General features: G+C 76.3%; 14 protein-coding genes. 10 read left to right on the top strand and 4 right to left on the bottom strand.

What is annotated here, in order from left to right:
• Nucleotides 1–14 precede the first annotated feature (14 nt).
• A complete protein-coding gene (locus GD880_RS08750) occupies nucleotides 15–620 on the bottom strand; it encodes a hypothetical protein (protein WP_152231242.1) in 606 nt (201 codons plus the stop codon).
• A 95-nt stretch (nucleotides 621–715) separates the two neighbouring features.
• Here GD880_RS08750 and GD880_RS08745 point away from each other — a divergent pair, with 95 nt between their 5' ends.
• The 4 genes from GD880_RS08745 (at nucleotide 716) to GD880_RS08730 (ending at nucleotide 4,994) form a co-directional block, all read left to right on the top strand.
• Entirely contained in the window at nucleotides 716–1,618 is a 903-nt protein-coding gene (locus GD880_RS08745; RefSeq protein WP_193314437.1) for a lysophospholipid acyltransferase family protein, read from the top strand.
• Nucleotides 1,619–1,701: 83 nt separating this feature from the next.
• Nucleotides 1,702–2,925 (top strand): pyrophosphate--fructose-6-phosphate 1-phosphotransferase, encoded by a 1,224-nt coding sequence (locus GD880_RS08740; RefSeq protein ID WP_152231240.1) that lies wholly within the window; start codon nucleotides 1,702–1,704, stop codon nucleotides 2,923–2,925.
• A gap of 107 nt (nucleotides 2,926–3,032) precedes the next feature.
• Entirely contained in the window at nucleotides 3,033–4,385 is a 1,353-nt protein-coding gene (locus tag GD880_RS08735) for a class II 3-deoxy-7-phosphoheptulonate synthase (RefSeq protein WP_152231239.1), read from the top strand.
• 87 nt (nucleotides 4,386–4,472) lie between these two features.
• On the top strand, nucleotides 4,473–4,994 hold the full coding sequence (locus GD880_RS08730; RefSeq protein WP_152231336.1) for a molybdopterin-dependent oxidoreductase: 522 nt from the start codon (nucleotides 4,473–4,475) through the stop codon (nucleotides 4,992–4,994).
• Nucleotides 4,995–5,100: 106 nt separating this feature from the next.
• Here the strand turns inward: GD880_RS08730 and pknB are convergent, their stop codons facing one another.
• Together pknB and GD880_RS08720 are read right to left on the bottom strand one after the other, a co-directional pair.
• Nucleotides 5,101–7,008, bottom strand: coding sequence for a Stk1 family PASTA domain-containing Ser/Thr kinase (gene pknB, locus GD880_RS08725; protein WP_226909492.1), 1,908 nt, complete (start codon nucleotides 7,006–7,008; stop codon nucleotides 5,101–5,103).
• 110 nt (nucleotides 7,009–7,118) lie between these two features.
• Complete coding sequence (locus tag GD880_RS08720; RefSeq protein WP_152231238.1) at nucleotides 7,119–8,351, bottom strand: LysM peptidoglycan-binding domain-containing protein; 1,233 nt, start codon at nucleotides 8,349–8,351, stop codon at nucleotides 7,119–7,121.
• 154 nt (nucleotides 8,352–8,505) lie between these two features.
• Between GD880_RS08720 and GD880_RS08715 the strand changes: the two genes are divergently transcribed.
• Nucleotides 8,506–8,877 carry an Rv2175c family DNA-binding protein gene (locus GD880_RS08715; protein ID WP_226909491.1) on the top strand — a complete coding sequence of 124 codons (372 nt, stop codon included), beginning with the start codon at nucleotides 8,506–8,508 and terminating at the stop codon, nucleotides 8,875–8,877.
• 126 nt (nucleotides 8,878–9,003) lie between these two features.
• On the opposite strand, the gene GD880_RS08710 is transcribed toward GD880_RS08715, so the two are convergent.
• Complete coding sequence (locus tag GD880_RS08710; protein ID WP_152231237.1) at nucleotides 9,004–10,095, bottom strand: polyprenyl synthetase family protein; 1,092 nt, start codon at nucleotides 10,093–10,095, stop codon at nucleotides 9,004–9,006.
• Between the two features lie 109 nt (nucleotides 10,096–10,204).
• Here GD880_RS08710 and GD880_RS08705 point away from each other — a divergent pair, with 109 nt between their 5' ends.
• From GD880_RS08705 to gcvP, 5 genes are read left to right on the top strand one after another with little or no spacing between them, the layout of a single operon-like run.
• Nucleotides 10,205–11,446, top strand: coding sequence for a DUF4192 domain-containing protein (locus GD880_RS08705; protein ID WP_152231236.1), 1,242 nt, complete (start codon nucleotides 10,205–10,207; stop codon nucleotides 11,444–11,446).
• 23 nt (nucleotides 11,447–11,469) lie between these two features.
• On the top strand, nucleotides 11,470–11,871 hold the full coding sequence (locus GD880_RS08700) for a universal stress protein (protein ID WP_152231235.1): 402 nt from the start codon (nucleotides 11,470–11,472) through the stop codon (nucleotides 11,869–11,871).
• A gap of 13 nt (nucleotides 11,872–11,884) precedes the next feature.
• Nucleotides 11,885–12,754, top strand: a complete 870-nt coding sequence (locus GD880_RS08695) for an aminomethyltransferase family protein (RefSeq protein ID WP_152231234.1) — start codon at nucleotides 11,885–11,887, stop codon at nucleotides 12,752–12,754.
• Nucleotides 12,751–13,131 carry a glycine cleavage system protein GcvH gene (gcvH, locus tag GD880_RS20685; RefSeq protein WP_226909490.1) on the top strand — a complete coding sequence of 127 codons (381 nt, stop codon included), beginning with the start codon at nucleotides 12,751–12,753 and terminating at the stop codon, nucleotides 13,129–13,131. The genes GD880_RS08695 and gcvH overlap by 4 nt, the downstream gene beginning before the upstream one ends.
• A complete protein-coding gene (gcvP, locus tag GD880_RS08690) occupies nucleotides 13,128–16,073 on the top strand; it encodes an aminomethyl-transferring glycine dehydrogenase (protein ID WP_226909489.1) in 2,946 nt (981 codons plus the stop codon). Before gcvH ends, gcvP begins: the two co-directional genes overlap by 4 nt.
• Nucleotides 16,074–16,298: the final 225 nt, after the last annotated feature.

Raw genomic sequence — 16,298 nt, 5'->3', positions numbered from 1 at the left:
GCCCTCGGCGGTTGTCAGACCACCGCGCCGTCGGAGGGGTCGTGGTCGTCGTCGCGCCCGTCGGGCATGCGCCACAGCAGCAGCCCGACGCCGCCGAGCAGCGTCAGGCCGAGGACGGCGAGCATGCCGGTGGGCACCGGGCGCCACACGAGGGAGAGCACGATGCCGACGAGCACGGAGCCCAGCGCGGCGACCCAGCCGAGGGTCAGGGCCGGGTCGGCGTGGGTGAGCGGCTCCGGGTCCGGCGGCTCGTAGCCGTCCTCGTCCTCCTCGGCGGGGGAGTAGTCGCGCGGGCCGGGCGGCTGGGCCGACGGCGGCCCGCTCCAGCCCGTCGGGGCGGCGTCGCGCCGGTCCGGCGCGCCGGCAGCGGCGCCCCTGTCGCCGCCCGCCGACTCGCCGGTCGAGGTGTTCCCTGCGACCGGGGATTCGCCGCCCGGGCGGGCGTCGGCCGGCCCGCCGGCGGTGTCCGGGCTGGTGCCGACCGGCCGGGCGCGCCCGTCGTCGTCCGTCTCCACCGGGACGTGGAGCTCCCCGAGCGAGGCCGTGAGCTCGGCCCAGCGGGCGGCGACGGCGTCGTCGTCGAGCGAGTCCGAGTCGCCGTCACGGGTAGGTCCAGCCATGACCAGCACTCTAGAGTGATGAAGGATGCCGCAGGCAGTGCGGCCGGCGGCTTGCGGCCCAGTGCGGAGGGTGACCAGAAGTGTTCTACCGGTTGATGAAGGCGACGCTGGGCAGCATCCTGCGGGTCTTCTACCAGCCGTGGATCCGCGGCGCGGAGAACATTCCCGGCTCGGGCCCGGCCATCCTCGCCTCGAACCACCTCGCGGTCATCGACTCCTTCTTCCTGCCGCTCATGATCAGCCGGGAGGTCGTGTTCCTCGGCAAGCAGGACTACTTCACCGGCCGGGGCCTCAAGGGCCGGTTCGTCGCGGCCTTCATGCGCGGGGTGGGCACCATCCCGGTCGACCGCTCCGGCGGCAAGGCCTCCGAGGCCGCGCTGCACACCGGGCTGCGCCGGCTGCGGCAGGGCGGCCTGTTCGGCATCTACCCAGAGGGCACCCGCAGCCCCGACGGGCGGCTCTACCGCGGCAAGACGGGCGTGGCCCGCCTGGCGCTGGAGTCCGGCGCGCCGGTCGTCCCGGTGGCGATGATCGGCACGAACATCGCCCAGCCCATCGGCAAGCGCATCCCCAAGCTGCACCGCATCGGCGTCGTCGTCGGCGCGCCGCTGGACTTCAGCCGCTACCGCGGCCTGGAGAACGACCGCTTCGTGCTGCGCGCCATCACCGACGAGATCATGTACGAGCTCCTGCGCCTGTCGGGCCAGGAGTACGTCGACATCTACGCGGCGACGATGAAGACGCGCCTGGCGGCGGCGAAGAAGGAGCCGGGCAAGAAGCAGGACGCGGTGGCCGCGGCCGCCGCCGCCGCCCCGGTCGGCGCGCCCGGCGGGCGGCCGGTGCCCGAGGTCACCGTGCCCGTGCCGGCCGAGGCCGACGCCGGACCCGAGGCCGCCCCCGACGCCCCCGGCGCGACGGCCACGGCCGACGGGTCGACGCCGGCCGGCACCGACGCGCGGCTGAGCACCGGCCCGGACGTCCCGGCGGGCGCCCCATAGGATGGGTCGTGGTCGGGCACGGCCCGATCCGGCCGCGGCCGGACGCCGCGGCGACGCCCCTTGCCACGAACGAGAGGTTCTCGATGTCGGTCCGTCGTGTCGCACTGCTCACCGCGGGGGGCTTCGCCCCCTGCCTGTCCTCCGCCGTCGGCGGCCTCATCGAGCGCTACACCGAGATCGCCCCCGAGGTCGAGATCATCGCGTACCAGCACGGCTACCACGGCCTGCTGACGGGCACGTCCGTCGTCGTCGACGACGAGGCACGCCGCCACGCGGGGGTCCTGCACCGCTTCGGCGGCAGCCCGATCGGCAACTCGCGCGTCAAGCTCACCAACGCCAAGGACCTGGTGAAGCGCGGCCTCGTCAAGGAGGGCGAGGACCCGCTCAAGGTGGCGGCCGACCGGCTGCGCGCCGACGGCGTCGACGTGCTGCACACCATCGGCGGCGACGACACCAACACCACCGCCGCGGACCTGGCCGCCTACCTCGAGGACAACGGCTACCACCTCACCGTGGTCGGCCTGCCCAAGACCATCGACAACGACATCGTCCCCATCCGGCAGTCGCTCGGCGCGTGGACCGCGGCGGAGGAGGCCAGCGAGTTCGCGCAGAACATCATCGGCGAGCACAGGGTCAACCCGCGCATGCTCATCGTCCACGAGGTGATGGGCCGGCACTGCGGGTGGCTGACGGCGGCCGCCGCGCGCTCCTACCGCCGCTGGCTCGACACCCAGGAGTGGGTGCCCAGCATCGGGTTGAGCCGGGATCGGTGGGACATCCACGCGGTGTTCCTGCCCGAGATGACCATCGACATCGACGGCGAGGCCGACCGGCTGCGCAGCGTCATGGACCAGGTCGGCAACGTCAACATCTTCCTCTCCGAGGGTGCCGGCGTGCCGGAGATCGTCGCCGAGCTGGAGGCCAAGGGCGAGGACGTCCAGCGCGACCCGTTCGGCCACGTCAAGCTCGACACCATCAACCCCGGGGCCTGGTTCGCCCAGCAGTTCGCCGCGAAGATCGGCGCCGAGAAGGTCATGGTGCAGAAGTCCGGGTACTTCTCCCGCTCCTCACGCGCCAACGCCGAGGACCTGCGCCTCATCCACTCCATGACCGACCTCGCCGTCGAGTGCGCGCTCCGCGGGGAGTCCGGCGTCATCGGCCACGACGAGGAGGACGGCGACCGGCTCAAGGCCATCGCGTTCCCGCGCATCGCCGGCGGCAAGGCCTTCGACATCGACCAGGGCTGGTTCCGCGACCTCATGGGCGGCATCGGCCAGGAGGTCCGGGCGGCGGCCGCCGCGCACTGACGCCGGCACCCAGCACCACGGCGCCCCGCCCGCACGGGCGGGGCGCCGTCGTTCCCGGGGGATGGACGCGGTCCGGGGCACGGACGCGGGCGACCTATCCTGGCCCGGTGAGCATCGAGGCAACTGACGAGGTTCTGGCCGGGCTGGAGCACTGGCGCGGGATTCCGGCAGCCCACCAGCCGACCTGGCCCGACATCGAGGCGCTGGAGGCCGTCACCAGCGAGCTGCGCGAGTGGCCCCCGCTCGTCTTTGCGGGCGAGGCGGACAGCCTGCGCGCGAAGATGGCCGCCGCGGCCCGGGGCGAGGCGTTCGTCCTCCAGGGCGGCGACTGCGCGGAGACCTTCGCCGAGTCCACCGCGGACCGGATCCGCAACAAGATCCGCACCATCCTCCAGATGGCCGCCGTGCTCACCTACGGCGCCTCGGTGCCCGTGGTCAAGCTGGGCCGGATGGCGGGGCAGTACGCCAAGCCCCGCAGCAGCGACCTCGAGACCCGCGACGGCGTGACGCTGCCGGTCTACCGCGGCGACGCGGTCAACGGCCACGCCTTCACCGCCGCCTCGCGCACCCCGGACCCCGAGCGGCTGCTGCGCGCTTACCACCACTCGGCCACCACCATCAACCTCATCCGCGCGTTCACCCAGGGCGGCTACGCAGACCTCCGGCTGGTGCACGACTGGAACCGGGGGTTCATGTCCAACCCCGCGTACGCCCGCTACGAGGTGCTCGCCGGTGAGATCGACCGCGCGATGCGCTTCATGGACGCCGCCGGGGTGGACTTCGACGCCCTCAAGACGGTGGACTTCTACTCCTCCCACGAGGCGCTGCTGCTCGACTACGAGGCCGCGCTGACCCGCATCGACTCGCGCACCGGCGACCCGTACAACACCTCGGCGCACTTCCTGTGGATCGGCGAGCGCACCCGCCAGGCCGACGGCGCGCACGTGGACCTGCTCTCCCGGGTGCGCAACCCCATCGGCGTCAAGCTGGGCCCCACCACCAGCGGGGACGACGCGCTGGCGCTCATGGACAAGCTCAACCCCGAGGGGGAACCCGGCCGGCTGACGTTCATCACCCGCATGGGCGCGAGGAAGATCCGCGACGTGCTGCCCGGCCTGGTCGAACGGGTGACCGCCGACGGCCGCCCGGTCACCTGGGTGTGCGACCCCATGCACGGCAACACCATCACCTCGCCGTCCGGGTACAAGACGCGCGAGCTGGCCACCATCCTCGACGAGGTGCGCGGGTTCTTCGAGGTCCACCAGGCGCTGGGGACCGTGCCGGGCGGGCTGCACGTCGAGCTCACCGGCGACGACGTCACCGAGGTGCTCGGCGGCAGCGAGGAGGTCGACGACGCGGCCCTGGCGAGCCGCTACGAGACCCTCGTGGACCCGCGGCTCAACCACCAGCAGTCGCTGGAGATGGCCTTCGACGTCGCCGAGATGCTCCGCGGCAACTAGACGCCCGTGCGCGACGACGACGTCACGTCCCTGCCCGCCGACCGGCACCTGCCGCCGGGGCAGCGGCTCGTGACGCCCGCCCCGGTGATGCACTACGGCCCGGTGCCGCGTCGGCGGCCCGAGCGGTGGCGCTTCACCGTGGGCGGGGCGAGCGAGGACGGCGCGGAACGGGTCTTCACCTTCGCCGAGGTCACCGCCCTGCCCCGGCACGACCTGGTCGCCGACCTGCACTGCGCCACGGGCTGGTCGTCGGTGGACGAGCGCTGGTCCGGGGTGCTCGCGCGCGACGTCGTCGAGCTGGCGCCCCCGCGCCCCGACGTCGAGCACGTGCTCGTCTTCGCCGAGTACGGCTACAGCGCCACCGTGCGGCTGGAGGACCTCGTCTCGGCCCGCACGCTGCTGGCCACCCACCGCGACGGGGCCGAGCTGAGCGACGAGCGCGGCGGGCCGCTGCGCCTCATCCTCCCGCACCTGTACTCCTGGAAGGGTCCGAAGTGGCTGCGCGGGTGGAACTACCTCACCGAGGTCGAGCGCGGGTTCTGGGAGGAGCGGGGCTACCACCTGCGCGGGGACGCCTGGCGCGGGGAGCGCTACTCCTACCAGGAGTGACGACGGCGCGGCCCGCTCAGCCCACGGCGCGGTCCGCTCGGACCACCGCTCGGTCCACCGCGCCGCACGCTCTCCGCGCCCCTCCGGGCACTCCCACCGCGGTGCCTCACACCACCGTCAGCGCGACGACGCTGCCGCGCGGGAGCATCGTGCCGGCCGCCGGGTCTTGCGCGCGCACGGTGCCGAAGAAGCCGCCGAGCACCTCGTGGACCTCGACCCGGAACCCGGCGCCCTCGAGCGCGCCCCGGGCCTCGCGCACCTGCTTGCCGACGACGTCGGGCACCGCGAAGAGCTCGGGCCCCTTGGAGACCACCAGGGCCACGGCGTCGCCGCGGTAGAGCTGGGCGCTGCCGGCCGCCGGAACCTGGCTCATGACCTGGCGCGCGGGCACGGCGTCGGAGAACTGCTCGGTGACCTCGCCGACGGTCAGGCCGGCGCCCTCGAGCGCGGCGGCGGCCGCGTCCCGGGTGGCACCGGTGACGTTCGGCAGGTCGACCGGCTGGCGTCCGGCGGAGACGACGAGGTCGACGGCGGTGGTGTGCGGCACCACCTCGCCGGCGCCGGGGGAGGAGGAGATGATCGTGCCCTGCGGGACGGTGTCGTGGTACTCCTCGCGGACCTCCCCGCGCGGCAGCTCGGCAGCGTCGAGCGCGGCCAGCGCGTCGGCCTGGGACTTGCCGGCGAGCTCGGGCACCTCGCGGGTGAGGATGCCCAGGGACACCGAGACGGCGACGTCGCCGCCCTTGCGCACCGGCTCGCCGGCGCCGGGGTCGGTGCTGATGACCTGCCCCTCGGGGACGGTGTCGTGGTGGGTCGGGGTCACGACCGGGACGAGCTCGGCGTCCTTGATCGTGGCGACCGCCTCGTCCTGGGGGCGGCCGACGACGTCGGGGGCGGGCACGGTGGCCCCGGGCCCGACCTGGAACCACCACAGCGCGCCGGCGCCGGCGGCGAGGAGCAGGACCAGCAGCGCGAGGAGCAGGCGCGGCCGGGCGCGCCGGCGCCGGGGGGCCGGCGCGGACTCGGTCTCCGGGGCGGGGCCGATCGCGCCGATCGGCAGGGCGACCGTGCCGTGGCTCGGGCGCACGTCGGTGGCCCGGGTGGCGTCGGGGTCGGCGGCGGCCGCCGCGCCGGCCGGGGCGTCCGCGCGGCGGGCGAGGACGGCCGGGTCGAGGGCGGCGAGCGTGCGCCGCACCAGCGTCAGCGCGGCGCCGGCGTCCTGAGGGCGCTCGTCGGCGCTGCGCGCGGTCAGCGCCGTGACCAGCTCGTCGACCTCGGCCGGCAGCCAGGGCACGGCAGCCGACGGGGCCGGCACCGCCGAGTTGACGTGCTGGAAGGCCACCTGGATGGGCGCCTCGCCGGTGAAGGGCTGGGCGCCGGTGATGAGCTCGTAGAGCAGCACGCCGACGGCGTAGACGTCCGCGCGCGGGTCGGCGCGCCCGTCGGTGACGATCTCGGGCGCCAGGTAGGCCACCGTCCCCAGCACGGTGCCGGTGGTGGCGGCGGTCGCCTCGGTGACGGCGCGCGCCAGGCCGAAGTCGGCCACCTTGGCCCGGCCGTCCGGGGTGAGCAGGACGTTCTCGGGCTTGATGTCACGGTGCACGAGCCCGGCACGGTGGGCGCTGGCGAGGGCGTCGAGGACCTGCTCGACCAGGCGCAGCGCCTCGCCCAGCGGCAGCGGGCCCCGCTCGCGCAGCACGGTGCGCAGGTTCGGACCGTCGACGTACTCCATCGTGAGGTAGCTGGCGTCGCCCGCCATGCCCTGGTCGTGCACGGCGACGACGCCGGGGTGGCTCAGCCGGGCCGCGGCGCGCGCCTCGCGGCGGAAGCGGGCGACGAAGTCGGGGCTCTCGGCCAGGTGGGGGTGCATGACCTTGACCGCGACGGTCCGCTCGAGGCGGCGGTCCATCGCCCGGTAGACGGTGGCCATGCCACCGCGGGCGATGCGCGCGGTCACCTCGTACCGGTCGTCGACCAGCTGGCCGATCATCGGATCGAGGGCGGTGGTATCCACAGGCGAAGCCTACTTGGCGGTGGCCGGCGCTCCCCGGCGCCGGGCCGTGTCGTTCCTGACAGTCACCGGCGGCCCGTCGGAGCGGGACCGGCGGCGCGGGCGCGGCGCGGTCAGAACCGCGCCATGTGGGCGCGGACGGCGGCGACGTACCGCTGGGTGTCGGGGTACATCCCGTTGCGCTGCACCGAGGCGGCGCCCTGGTAGTAGCCGGCGATGGCGGTGTCGAGGTCCGGGCTGGTCCGCACGAGCTGGCGGATGATGGCCACCCCGGCGACGACGTTGTCGTGCGGGTCGAGGAGGTCGAGCGGGCGACCGACCAGCTGGGAGGCCCACGCGCCGGCGGAGGGGATGACCTGCATCGTGCCGACGGCGTTGGCGGGGGAGACCGCGGTGTGGTTGAAGCCGGACTCCTGGTAGGCGTGCGCCTGGGCCAGCGCGGGGTCGACGCCCATGGCCCCCGCCACCTGGGCCACCGTCGCCTGCATCGCGCCGCGGGAGGGCACGCCCCGCGTCAGCAGCGCCGCCTTGTTGGCGTTCGCGGCGTCGACGGTCGCGGCCGGGTAGGTGCGCCCGGCGAAGGTGCTGCCCACCAGCCGCGCGCCCGCCGCGGCGCCGCCGGGCATCGTCAGCGACTGCCCGGCGTAGATCCGCCCGTCGCCGCCCAGCCCGTTGGCCTCGACGACCGCGCCCACGGACGTGCCCCAGCTGCGGGCCAGGCCGGTGACGGTGTCGCCGGCTCGCACCCGGTAGGTGCCCGACGGCGCGGCGGCGCTCGTGGGGGCCGCGGCGCCGGCGCCTGGGATCTGCAGGGACTGGCCGACGTAGATGAGGCCACGCCGGTCCAGGCCGTTGGCCTGGATGAGGGCGGCCACCGTGGTCCCGTAGCGTTTGGCGAGGCCGGAGGCGGTCTCCCCGGCGGCGACCCGGTGGGTGACGCCGGCGATGGCGGGCGCGGCCGGCGCCGCGGTGGCGGAGGGGATCCGCAGCATCTGCCCGGCCCGGATCCTCGCCGCCGCGTCGAGGCCGTTGGCGCTGACGATCGCCGCCACCGACGTGCCGGTGCGCCGGGCGATGTGGGTCACCGTGTCGCCGGGGCGGACCTGGTAGGTCATCTGCGGGACCGCGGCCGGCAGGACGGCCCTCGGAGCCGCCGCCGGCAGACCCGCCCCCGGAGCGGCGGGCAGCGCCGCGCCGCGGTGCAGCGGGGCGGGCGCCGCCGCGGCGTGCGCCTGCCCGGCCGGCGCGGCGACGCCGACGGCGGTGGCCGCCGCCGCGAGGGCCAGGCCCACGCCGGTGCGGCCCGCTCGGGGGTGGGCCTTGCGGATTCTCTCGGCCTGGGACATCGAGCCTCCATCGGGCGTGCGGGGACGGGAGCCGCCGCGCGGCCCGGCCGGGACGCACGGACACCTCGGACGTTGCTGGTGTGGCGCATGTGCCGCTAGCGACACGAGTGGCATGCGACAACCGGATCGGTCGCGGAGGTCGTAATCTGGAGCGATGTCTGCCGCCCCCATGGAGCCCGCCGCCTGGTACTCGGTGCCGGAGGTGGCCGAGCTGCTCGGCCTGCGCCAGCGCGACGTGCGGGCGATGATCAAGGAGCGGCGCCTGCTCGCCGTCCCGCACGGACCGAACGCGGCGGCGTCGATCCCGGCGGAGATGCTCGTCCGGCCCGGCGAGGGCGACCGGCCCGCCGTGCTCGGGTCCCTGCAGGGCACCCTCACCCTCCTCGCCGACTCCGGCTACGACGACGTCGAGTCCCTGCGCTGGCTCTACGCGCCGAACGACGAGCTCGGCACGACGCCGATCCACGCGCTGCGCGAGGGGCACACCCACGCCGTGCGCCGGGCGGCGCTGTCGTTGGCTTTCTGAGGTCGCGGCGCAGTCGTGGGCCTGAGCGGCGGCGGGCGGCCGTCACCGGCGGTCCGAGGCGGCCGGCCTGTTGCCACGTGGCCGCTGCTGCCGCGTGGCCGCTGAGGCGATCCGCGCGGCGGCCGGTCAGGCGGCCCGCGTCGTCAGGGCGTCGGCGAGCTCCTCGAGCCGGGCCGTCGCGACCGCGGGCAGCGCGGCGGCGCGCAGGGCGGCGATCCCCGCGTCACGCCGCTCGGCGATGAGCGCCTCGTGGGTGTCGCGGGCGCCGGTGGCCCGCATGACCCGCTGGAACTCCGCCACCTCGGCGGCCGTGAGGTCCGGCTGACCCACGCGGGCGCGCAGGCGCTCCCGCTCGGCGTCCTCGGCCCGGCCCATGGTCATGGCCAGCAGCACGGTCCGCTTGCCCTCGCGGAGGTCGTCGCCGGCGGGCTTGCCGGTGACCGCCGGGTCGCCGAAGACGCCCAGCTCGTCGTCGCGCAGCTGGAAGGCCTCGCCCAGCGGCAGCCCGACCGCGCTGAGCGCGGCGAGCAGGGCGTCGTCGGCGCCGCCGAGGGCCGCGCCGAGCAGCAGCGGGTGCTCCACCGAGTAGCGGGCGGACTTGTGGCGGACCACCTGCAGCGCCCGGCGGACGGCGGCGTCGGCGTCGTCGCCCCACGGCATGTCCTGGGAGCGGATGTCGAGATACTGACCGAGCGCGACCTCGGCCGTCATGAGGTCGTAGATGTGCCGCGCTCGCAGGCCGGCGGCGGGGGCCACGAGCGCGCGGGCGCGCTCGAGCTCCATCGCGGAGACCGCGAGCAGCAGGTCGCCGAGCACGATGGCGGCGGCCTGCCCGTAGTCGTCGGGGCTGCCGAGCCAGGCGTGGGCGGCGTGCTCGGCGGCGAAGGTGCGGTGCGCCGCCGGCAGGCCGCGGCGGGTGAGGGAGCCGTCGATGACGTCGTCGTGCACCAGGGCGGTGGCCTGGAACAGCTCGAGCGCCGACCCGGCCAGCACCACGGGCTGCAGGGCCGCGGCGTCCGTGGCGCCCCCGGCCGCCACCCAGCCCGCCGCGCACAGCTGGGCCCGGAGCCGCTTGCCCCCGCCCAGCAGGTTGCGCGCTGGGGCCAGGAAGTCGCGCAACGGGGCGCCCGCGTCGGCGAAGTGGGCGGTGTGCTCGTCCAGAGCGGCGACGACCCGCTCGGAGACGCGGTCGCGGACGTCGGCGGGGGAGGCAGGCATGGCACGAGCCTACGGGCGCGGCACGGCCGGTCCAGAATCCGAGGAGGGCCGCCGCGGCGCTGTCCACAGGCCGCCAGCGGGCGGCCGGGCGGACGCGGTGCGATGAGGCATGGACAAGACCAGGATCCGCCTGCGCGAGCCGCGCGACCTCATCGCCTACGTGCCCTACCGGCTGGGCTTCCACCCCGAGCGGTCGGTCGTGCTCCTCGGCCTGACCCCCAACGCGGCCGGGCGCGGCGAGGCCGGGCTCATCGCCCGGGCGGACCTCGCCCACCTCGCCCATCCCGACGCCGGCCCGGCGGTCGCCGCCACCATCGCCGACGCCATGCGCCGCGACGGCGCCCGCGACGTCGCGGCCGTCGTCTACACCAACCTGCCCCATCCCGAGCGGGCGGACGACCTCGAGCTCGGTGCCGCCCTCGCCACCGTGGAGGCGGCCCTCGACTGGGTCCACGTCGACCCGTGGGTGGTCGGCCCGGACGGCTGGGGACACCTCGACTGCGGCTGCTGCCCGCCCGGGGGCCGGCCCCTGGCCGAGCTGGAGGCGTCCGCGGCCGCCGCCGCCCTCGTGCTCGAGGGTCTGGCGGCGGCACCGCGGCGCGCGGACCTCGGCGTCTTCCGGCTGCCCGACGGGCCGGGCCGCCGCGCCGCGGCGCGGGCGGCCGCCGCGGAACGAGCCCGGGGACGCTCGGCGGCGACGGCGAGCAGGGGTGCTCCGCGGGTGCGGGGCGCCGCGTTCGGGGTCCCCGGGGCGCGGCCCGCCCGCGACCAGGGCCCGCTGCGGCGCTGGCGCCGGGAGGGGGCGGCACTGTGGGACGCGACCGCCGCCACGATGACGGGCCGGCCCGGGACGTCGCCGCCGAGTCCACCGGCCGAGGCGCTCGGCCGGCTCCTCGCGTACCTGGCCGACCGGCAGGTGCGCGACGCGGTGGTCGCCCGCACGATCGCCGGCGACCACCGGCCCGTGACGGCCTACCTCGACACCGCCGCCGTCGTCGCCGCCTACGACGCCGCCCGGGCCCCGGAGCCGGGGGTGTTCGCCGCCGCCGTCGCCCTCGGCACCGCGGTGGCCGAGACCGCCCCGGACGGCGCGGGCGCACCCGCGCTCGGGCTGCTCGCCTTTCTCGCCTGGTGGCGCTCCGACGGCGCCCGCGCCGACGTCCTGGCTCGTCAGGCGCTGGCCGAGGAGCCCGGGCACCACCTCGCGGAGCTGGTCGTGCGAGCCCTCGACGCCGCCGCCCCGCCGCCGTGGTACGAGCCGCGGCAAGCCGGGCGCGCCGCGGCGGGGGCCCGGGCCGAGCGCGCATCGGGTAACGTCGCGGGGCATCAGCGGACGGATGGCGGACCGTAGCGGCGCCGGGACGGGGGACGCGCATGTCGATCGTGGTGGGCTACCTCTCCACCAGGGAAGGGGAGGCGGCGCTCGCCGCCGCCGTCGCCGAGGCCCTGCGCCGGGAGACCCGCCTCGTCGTCGTCCTCTCCCGGCGGGCGCAGGGCGAGGACCACGCCGCCTTGGAGGCCGAGGCCGACGCGGTCCGCGACCGGCTCGACCTCGCCGACGTCGCCTACGAGGTGCGCCAGCTGCGCCGGGGCACCGATGTGGCCGAGGACCTCATCACGGCGGCCGAGGAGGAGGACGCCGAACTCATCGTCATCGGGCTGCGCCGGCGCTCCCCGGTGGGCAAGCTCATCCTCGGCTCCAACGCCCAGCGCATCCTGCTCGACGCGCCGTGCCCGGTCCTCGCCGTCAAGGCCGATCCCGAACCTGCCCGCTGACCGCCGGACCGCCATGGCAGCGACGTCGCCGGCAGCGCTCCTGACCACGCCCCTGTACGGCGTGCACGCGGCGGCGCACGCCGCCCTCGCACCGCACGCCGGGTGGCTGGTCGCCGCCCGCTACCCCGACCCGGCCGACGAGCTCCGCGCGCTGCGCGAGCGCGCCGGGCTCGTCGACCTGTCGCACACCGGCCAGGTCGAGGTGTCCGGGCCCGACGCCGCCGCCGCGGTGGCGGCCGCCCTCGCCCTGCCCGGGGGCGTGCCCGGCGTCGGCGGGACCGCGCCGGCCGGCCTGCCCGGGCCGGCCGGGAGCACAGCGCCCGGCCGGCGTGCCCGGGGCCCCGGCGACCTCACCGTCCACCGCCTCGCCCCGGCCGAGTTCCTCGTCACCACGGGCACCAGCGACCGGCTCGCGGTCCTGGACGCCCTGCTCCTCGCCTCCCACCGCTCCGGCGCCGAGCGGGTCCTCGCCGCCGACCGCACCGAGGGGCGGGTGCTCCTCGGCCTGGGCGGCCCGGCGGCGCCGGCGGTCCTGCGCGCCGCCGCCGGCACCGCGCCGGCGGTCGGTGCCTGCACGCCCGGCGCGGTCGCCGGGGCGCCGCTGGTCCTCGCCCGTCCGTGCGAGGGCCTTCTCACCCTCGGCGGCCCGGCCGCGTCCGCCGTCGCACTGTGGGACGCCGTGCTCGCCGCCGGCGCGCCGAGGGGGGTGCGGGCATGCGGCCTGGAGGCGCTCGGGGCGGTCCTCGGCGCGGGCGCGTGTGACTTCCCTCACCCCCCGGGCGGCGCGTACGGTCGCCCCACCAGCACCGATGCGCCGCGACGCCCCCGGCCCCCGCGCGGCGGGGCGGCGTCCGCACGAGAACTCGACGAGGAGACCCCATGACCTATCCCGCGGACCGCCGATACACCCGCGACCACGAGTGGATCGCCGTCGACGGCGACGTGGCCACCGTGGGGATCACGTCCTACGCCGCCGAGGCGCTCGGCGACGTCGTCTACCTCGACCTGCCCGAGGTGGGCGCGACCGTGACCGCGGGGGAGAGCTGCGGGGAGATCGAGTCCACGAAGTCGGTCTCGGACCTCATCGCGCCGGCCAGCGGGGAGGTGCTGTCGGTCAACGCCGCCGCCGTCGACGCCCCCGAGAGCGTCAACGCCGACCCGCACGGCGAGGGCTGGCTCTACACCGTCCGCGTGGGCGAGATGCCCGAGGACCTCCTCGATGCGGAGGCGTACGCCGAGCTGGCGCAGGCGCAGCAGTGAGGAGCTTTGCCGGCCGGCACATCGGCACCGACGCCGCCGCCCAGGAGCACATGCTCGCCGCGGTGGGCGCCGGCTCGCTCGGGGAGCTGCTCGGGCGGGCGGTGCCGGGCAGCATCCGCCACGAGGGCGTGCCGGCGGGCCTGCCCGGCGCGGCCGGCGAGCCGGAGGTGCTGGCGCGGCTGCGCGCCTACGCCTCCAGGAACGCCGTGCGCACCTCGATGATCGGGCAGGGCTACTACGACACCTTCACCCCGCCGGTGATCCAGCGGAACGTGCTCGAGAACCCCACCTGGTACACCGCGTACACCCCCTACCAGCCGGAGATCTCCCAGGGGCGGCTCGAGGCGCTGCTGAACTTCCAGACCATGGTCATCGACCTCACCGGCCTGGCCGTCGCCGGGGCGTCGATGCTCGACGAGGGCACCGCCGCCGCCGAGGCCATGCTGCTGGCCCGGCGGGTGGCCAAGGGGGCGGGGCACCGCTTCGTGGTCGACCGCGACACCTTCGCGCAGACCCTCGCCGTGCTGGCCACCCGCGCCGAGCCGGTCGGCATCGAGCTGGTCGTGGCCGACCTGGCGGCCGGGCTCGCCGGCACCGACCTCACCGACGTCTTCGGCGTGCTCGTCCAGGTCCCCGGCGCGTCCGGGCGGGTGCCCAGCCGCGCCGTCCTGGAGGGGATCACCGCCGCGGCCCACGAGGCGGGGGCGCTGGCCGTGGTCGCCGCCGACCTGCTCGCGACCACCCTGGTGGCCGGGCCGGGGGAGTACGGCGCCGACGTCGCCGTGGGCACCACCCAGCGCTTCGGCGTGCCGATGGGCTTCGGCGGGCCCCATGCCGGGTACCTCGCGGTGCGGTCGGGCCTGGAGCGGCAGCTGCCCGGCCGGCTGGTCGGGGTGTCCAAGGACGCCGCCGGCGCGCCCGCGCTGCGCCTGGCCCTGCAGACCCGCGAGCAGCACATCCGCCGGGAGAAGGCCACCTCGAACATCTGCACCGCCCAGGTGCTGCTGGCCGTCATGGCCTCGATGTACGCCGTCTACCACGGGCCGGACGGCCTGCGCGAGATCGCCGGCGCGGTCCACGCCCGCGCCGGCGAGCTCGCCGGGGCGCTGCGCGCCGGCGGGGTGCGGCTGAGCCACGAGCAGTTCTTCGACACCCTCGAGCTGGTCGTGCCCGGCAGGGCGGAGGACGTCGCGGCCGCCGCGCTGGCCCGCGACATCACCGTGTTCGTCGCCGACGCCGACCACGTGCGGGCGTCCGCCGACGAGCTGACGACGCCCGACGTCGTCGCTGAGCTGGCGGACGCGGTCCTGGCCGCGCTCGGCGGACCCACGGGGGGCGAGGCGCCGGCCGCCGCCGCGTCGTCGGCGCGCGGCACGCCGCCGGACCCCGGGCCGGCCGCGCCGGCGGACACACCGCAGGCCACGCCGTCCGCCCTGCCCGACGACCTGCGGCGCACCAGCGACTACCTCACCCACCCGGTCTTCCACGCCCACCGCTCCGAGACGGCGATGATGCGTTACCTGCGCCGCCTGGCCGACAAGGACTACGCCCTCGATCGCGGCATGATCCCGCTCGGCTCGTGCACGATGAAGCTCAACGCCGCGGTCGAGATGCAGGCCATCACCTGGCCCGAGTTCGCGAGGATCCACCCCTTCGCCCCCGCCGGCGACGTCGCCGGCTACCTCGACCTCGTCCACGAGCTGGAGGGCTGGCTGGCCGCGGCCACCGGCTACGACGCGGTCAGCCTGCAGCCCAATGCGGGCTCGCAGGGCGAGCTGTCCGGGCTGCTCGCCATCCGCGGCTACCACGCCTCGCGAGGGGAGGCGCACCGCGACGTGTGCCTCATCCCGGCCTCGGCGCACGGCACCAACGCCGCCTCGGCGGTGCTGACCGGGCTGCGAGTGGTCGTGGTGGCCACCGACGCCCAGGGCGACGTCGACCTCGAGGACCTGCGCCGCCTGGTGGCCGAGCACGCCGACCGGCTCGCCGCGATCATGATCACCTACCCCTCGACGCACGGGGTGTACGAGGAGCGGGTGCGCGAGGTGTGCGCCGCCGTCCACGACGCCGGCGGGCAGGTCTACGTCGACGGCGCCAACCTCAACGCCCTCCTCGGCCACACGCTGCCGGGGGAGTTCGGCGGGGACGTCTCGCACCTCAACCTGCACAAGACGTTCTGCATCCCGCACGGCGGGGGCGGGCCCGGCGTCGGTCCGGTGGCCGCGCGGGCGCACCTGGCGCCGTTCCTGCCCGGCCACCCGCTGGCGCCCGACGCCGGCGCGCGCCGGCTGCGCACCGACGGCGCGGTGTCCTCGGCGCCGTACGGCTCGCCGTCGATCCTGCCCATCAGCTGGGCGTACATCGCCCTCATGGGCGGGGAGGGGCTGCGCGCGGCGACCGACGCCGCGGTCCTCGCGGCGAACTACGTGGCGGCCCGGCTGGGGGAGCACTATCCGGTGCTCTACCGCGGCCGGCACGGCCTGGTCGCCCACGAGTGCATCCTCGACCTGCGCCCGCTGCGCGCCGCCACCGGCATCACCGTCGACGACGTCGCCAAGCGGCTCATCGACTACGGCTTCCACGCCCCGACGATGTCCTTCCCGGTGGCCGGCACGCTCATGGTCGAGCCCACCGAGAGCGAGGACCTGGGGGAGATCGACCGGTTCTGCGAGGCGATGGTCGCCATCGCCGCCGAGGCCGCGCGCGTCGGGTCCGGCGACTGGCCCCGCGCGGACAACCCGCTGGTGGGCGCGCCGCACACGGCCGAGGCGCTCGTGGGGGAGTGGGACCACCCCTACGCCCGCGCCGAGGCGGTCTTCCCGGTCCCCGGGCTGGTGGACGGCAAGTACTGGCCGCCGGTGCGCCGGGTCGAGGGCGCCTACGGCGACCGGCACCTGGTGTGCGCGTGCCCGCCGGTGGAGGCCTTCGGCGCGGTGTCCTGACCCGGCGCCGCCGACGTCACGCACACGGCCCGGCCCGGCGGGCGCGTGCGCGAGGCGCGTGCTCCGGCGCGTCCGCCGGGCCGGCAGATCGTGGCGCCGGCAGGTCTCACCGACCGTTGCCGGTCTCACGGCAGCTGCAGGCCCCGCTGAGGGCGCCAGTCCTCCCTGGAGCGCTCGACGAGTCCTGGAGCGCCGGGTGAGTGCTCACGGTCGGGGGAGTCCCGG

It is taken from the genome of Georgenia ruanii (assembly GCF_009193175.1).
GTDB lineage: Bacteria > Actinomycetota > Actinomycetes > Actinomycetales > Actinomycetaceae > Georgenia > Georgenia ruanii.
The sequence above is the reverse complement of the archived record's forward strand: the minus strand, read 5'-3'. Positions and strand labels throughout refer to the sequence as shown.

Excerpts from the sequence above, each read along its gene's own strand:
- GD880_RS08750 (WP_152231242.1), bottom strand. The coding sequence starts at position 620 with ATGGCTGGACCTACCCGTGACGGCGACTCGGACTCGCTCGACGACGAC.
- GD880_RS08745 (WP_193314437.1), top strand. The coding sequence starts at position 716 with ATGAAGGCGACGCTGGGCAGCATCCTGCGGGTCTTCTACCAGCCGTGG.
- GD880_RS08740 (WP_152231240.1), top strand. The coding sequence starts at position 1,702 with ATGTCGGTCCGTCGTGTCGCACTGCTCACCGCGGGGGGCTTCGCCCCC.
- GD880_RS08730 (WP_152231336.1), top strand. The coding sequence starts at position 4,473 with ATGCACTACGGCCCGGTGCCGCGTCGGCGGCCCGAGCGGTGGCGCTTC.
- GD880_RS08720 (WP_152231238.1), bottom strand. The coding sequence starts at position 8,351 with ATGTCCCAGGCCGAGAGAATCCGCAAGGCCCACCCCCGAGCGGGCCGC.
- GD880_RS08715 (WP_226909491.1), top strand. The coding sequence starts at position 8,506 with ATGTCTGCCGCCCCCATGGAGCCCGCCGCCTGGTACTCGGTGCCGGAG.
- GD880_RS08710 (WP_152231237.1), bottom strand. The coding sequence starts at position 10,095 with ATGCCTGCCTCCCCCGCCGACGTCCGCGACCGCGTCTCCGAGCGGGTC.
- GD880_RS08705 (WP_152231236.1), top strand. The coding sequence starts at position 10,205 with ATGGACAAGACCAGGATCCGCCTGCGCGAGCCGCGCGACCTCATCGCC.
- GD880_RS08700 (WP_152231235.1), top strand. The coding sequence starts at position 11,470 with ATGTCGATCGTGGTGGGCTACCTCTCCACCAGGGAAGGGGAGGCGGCG.
- GD880_RS08695 (WP_152231234.1), top strand. The coding sequence starts at position 11,885 with ATGGCAGCGACGTCGCCGGCAGCGCTCCTGACCACGCCCCTGTACGGC.
- gcvH (WP_226909490.1), top strand. The coding sequence starts at position 12,751 with ATGACCTATCCCGCGGACCGCCGATACACCCGCGACCACGAGTGGATC.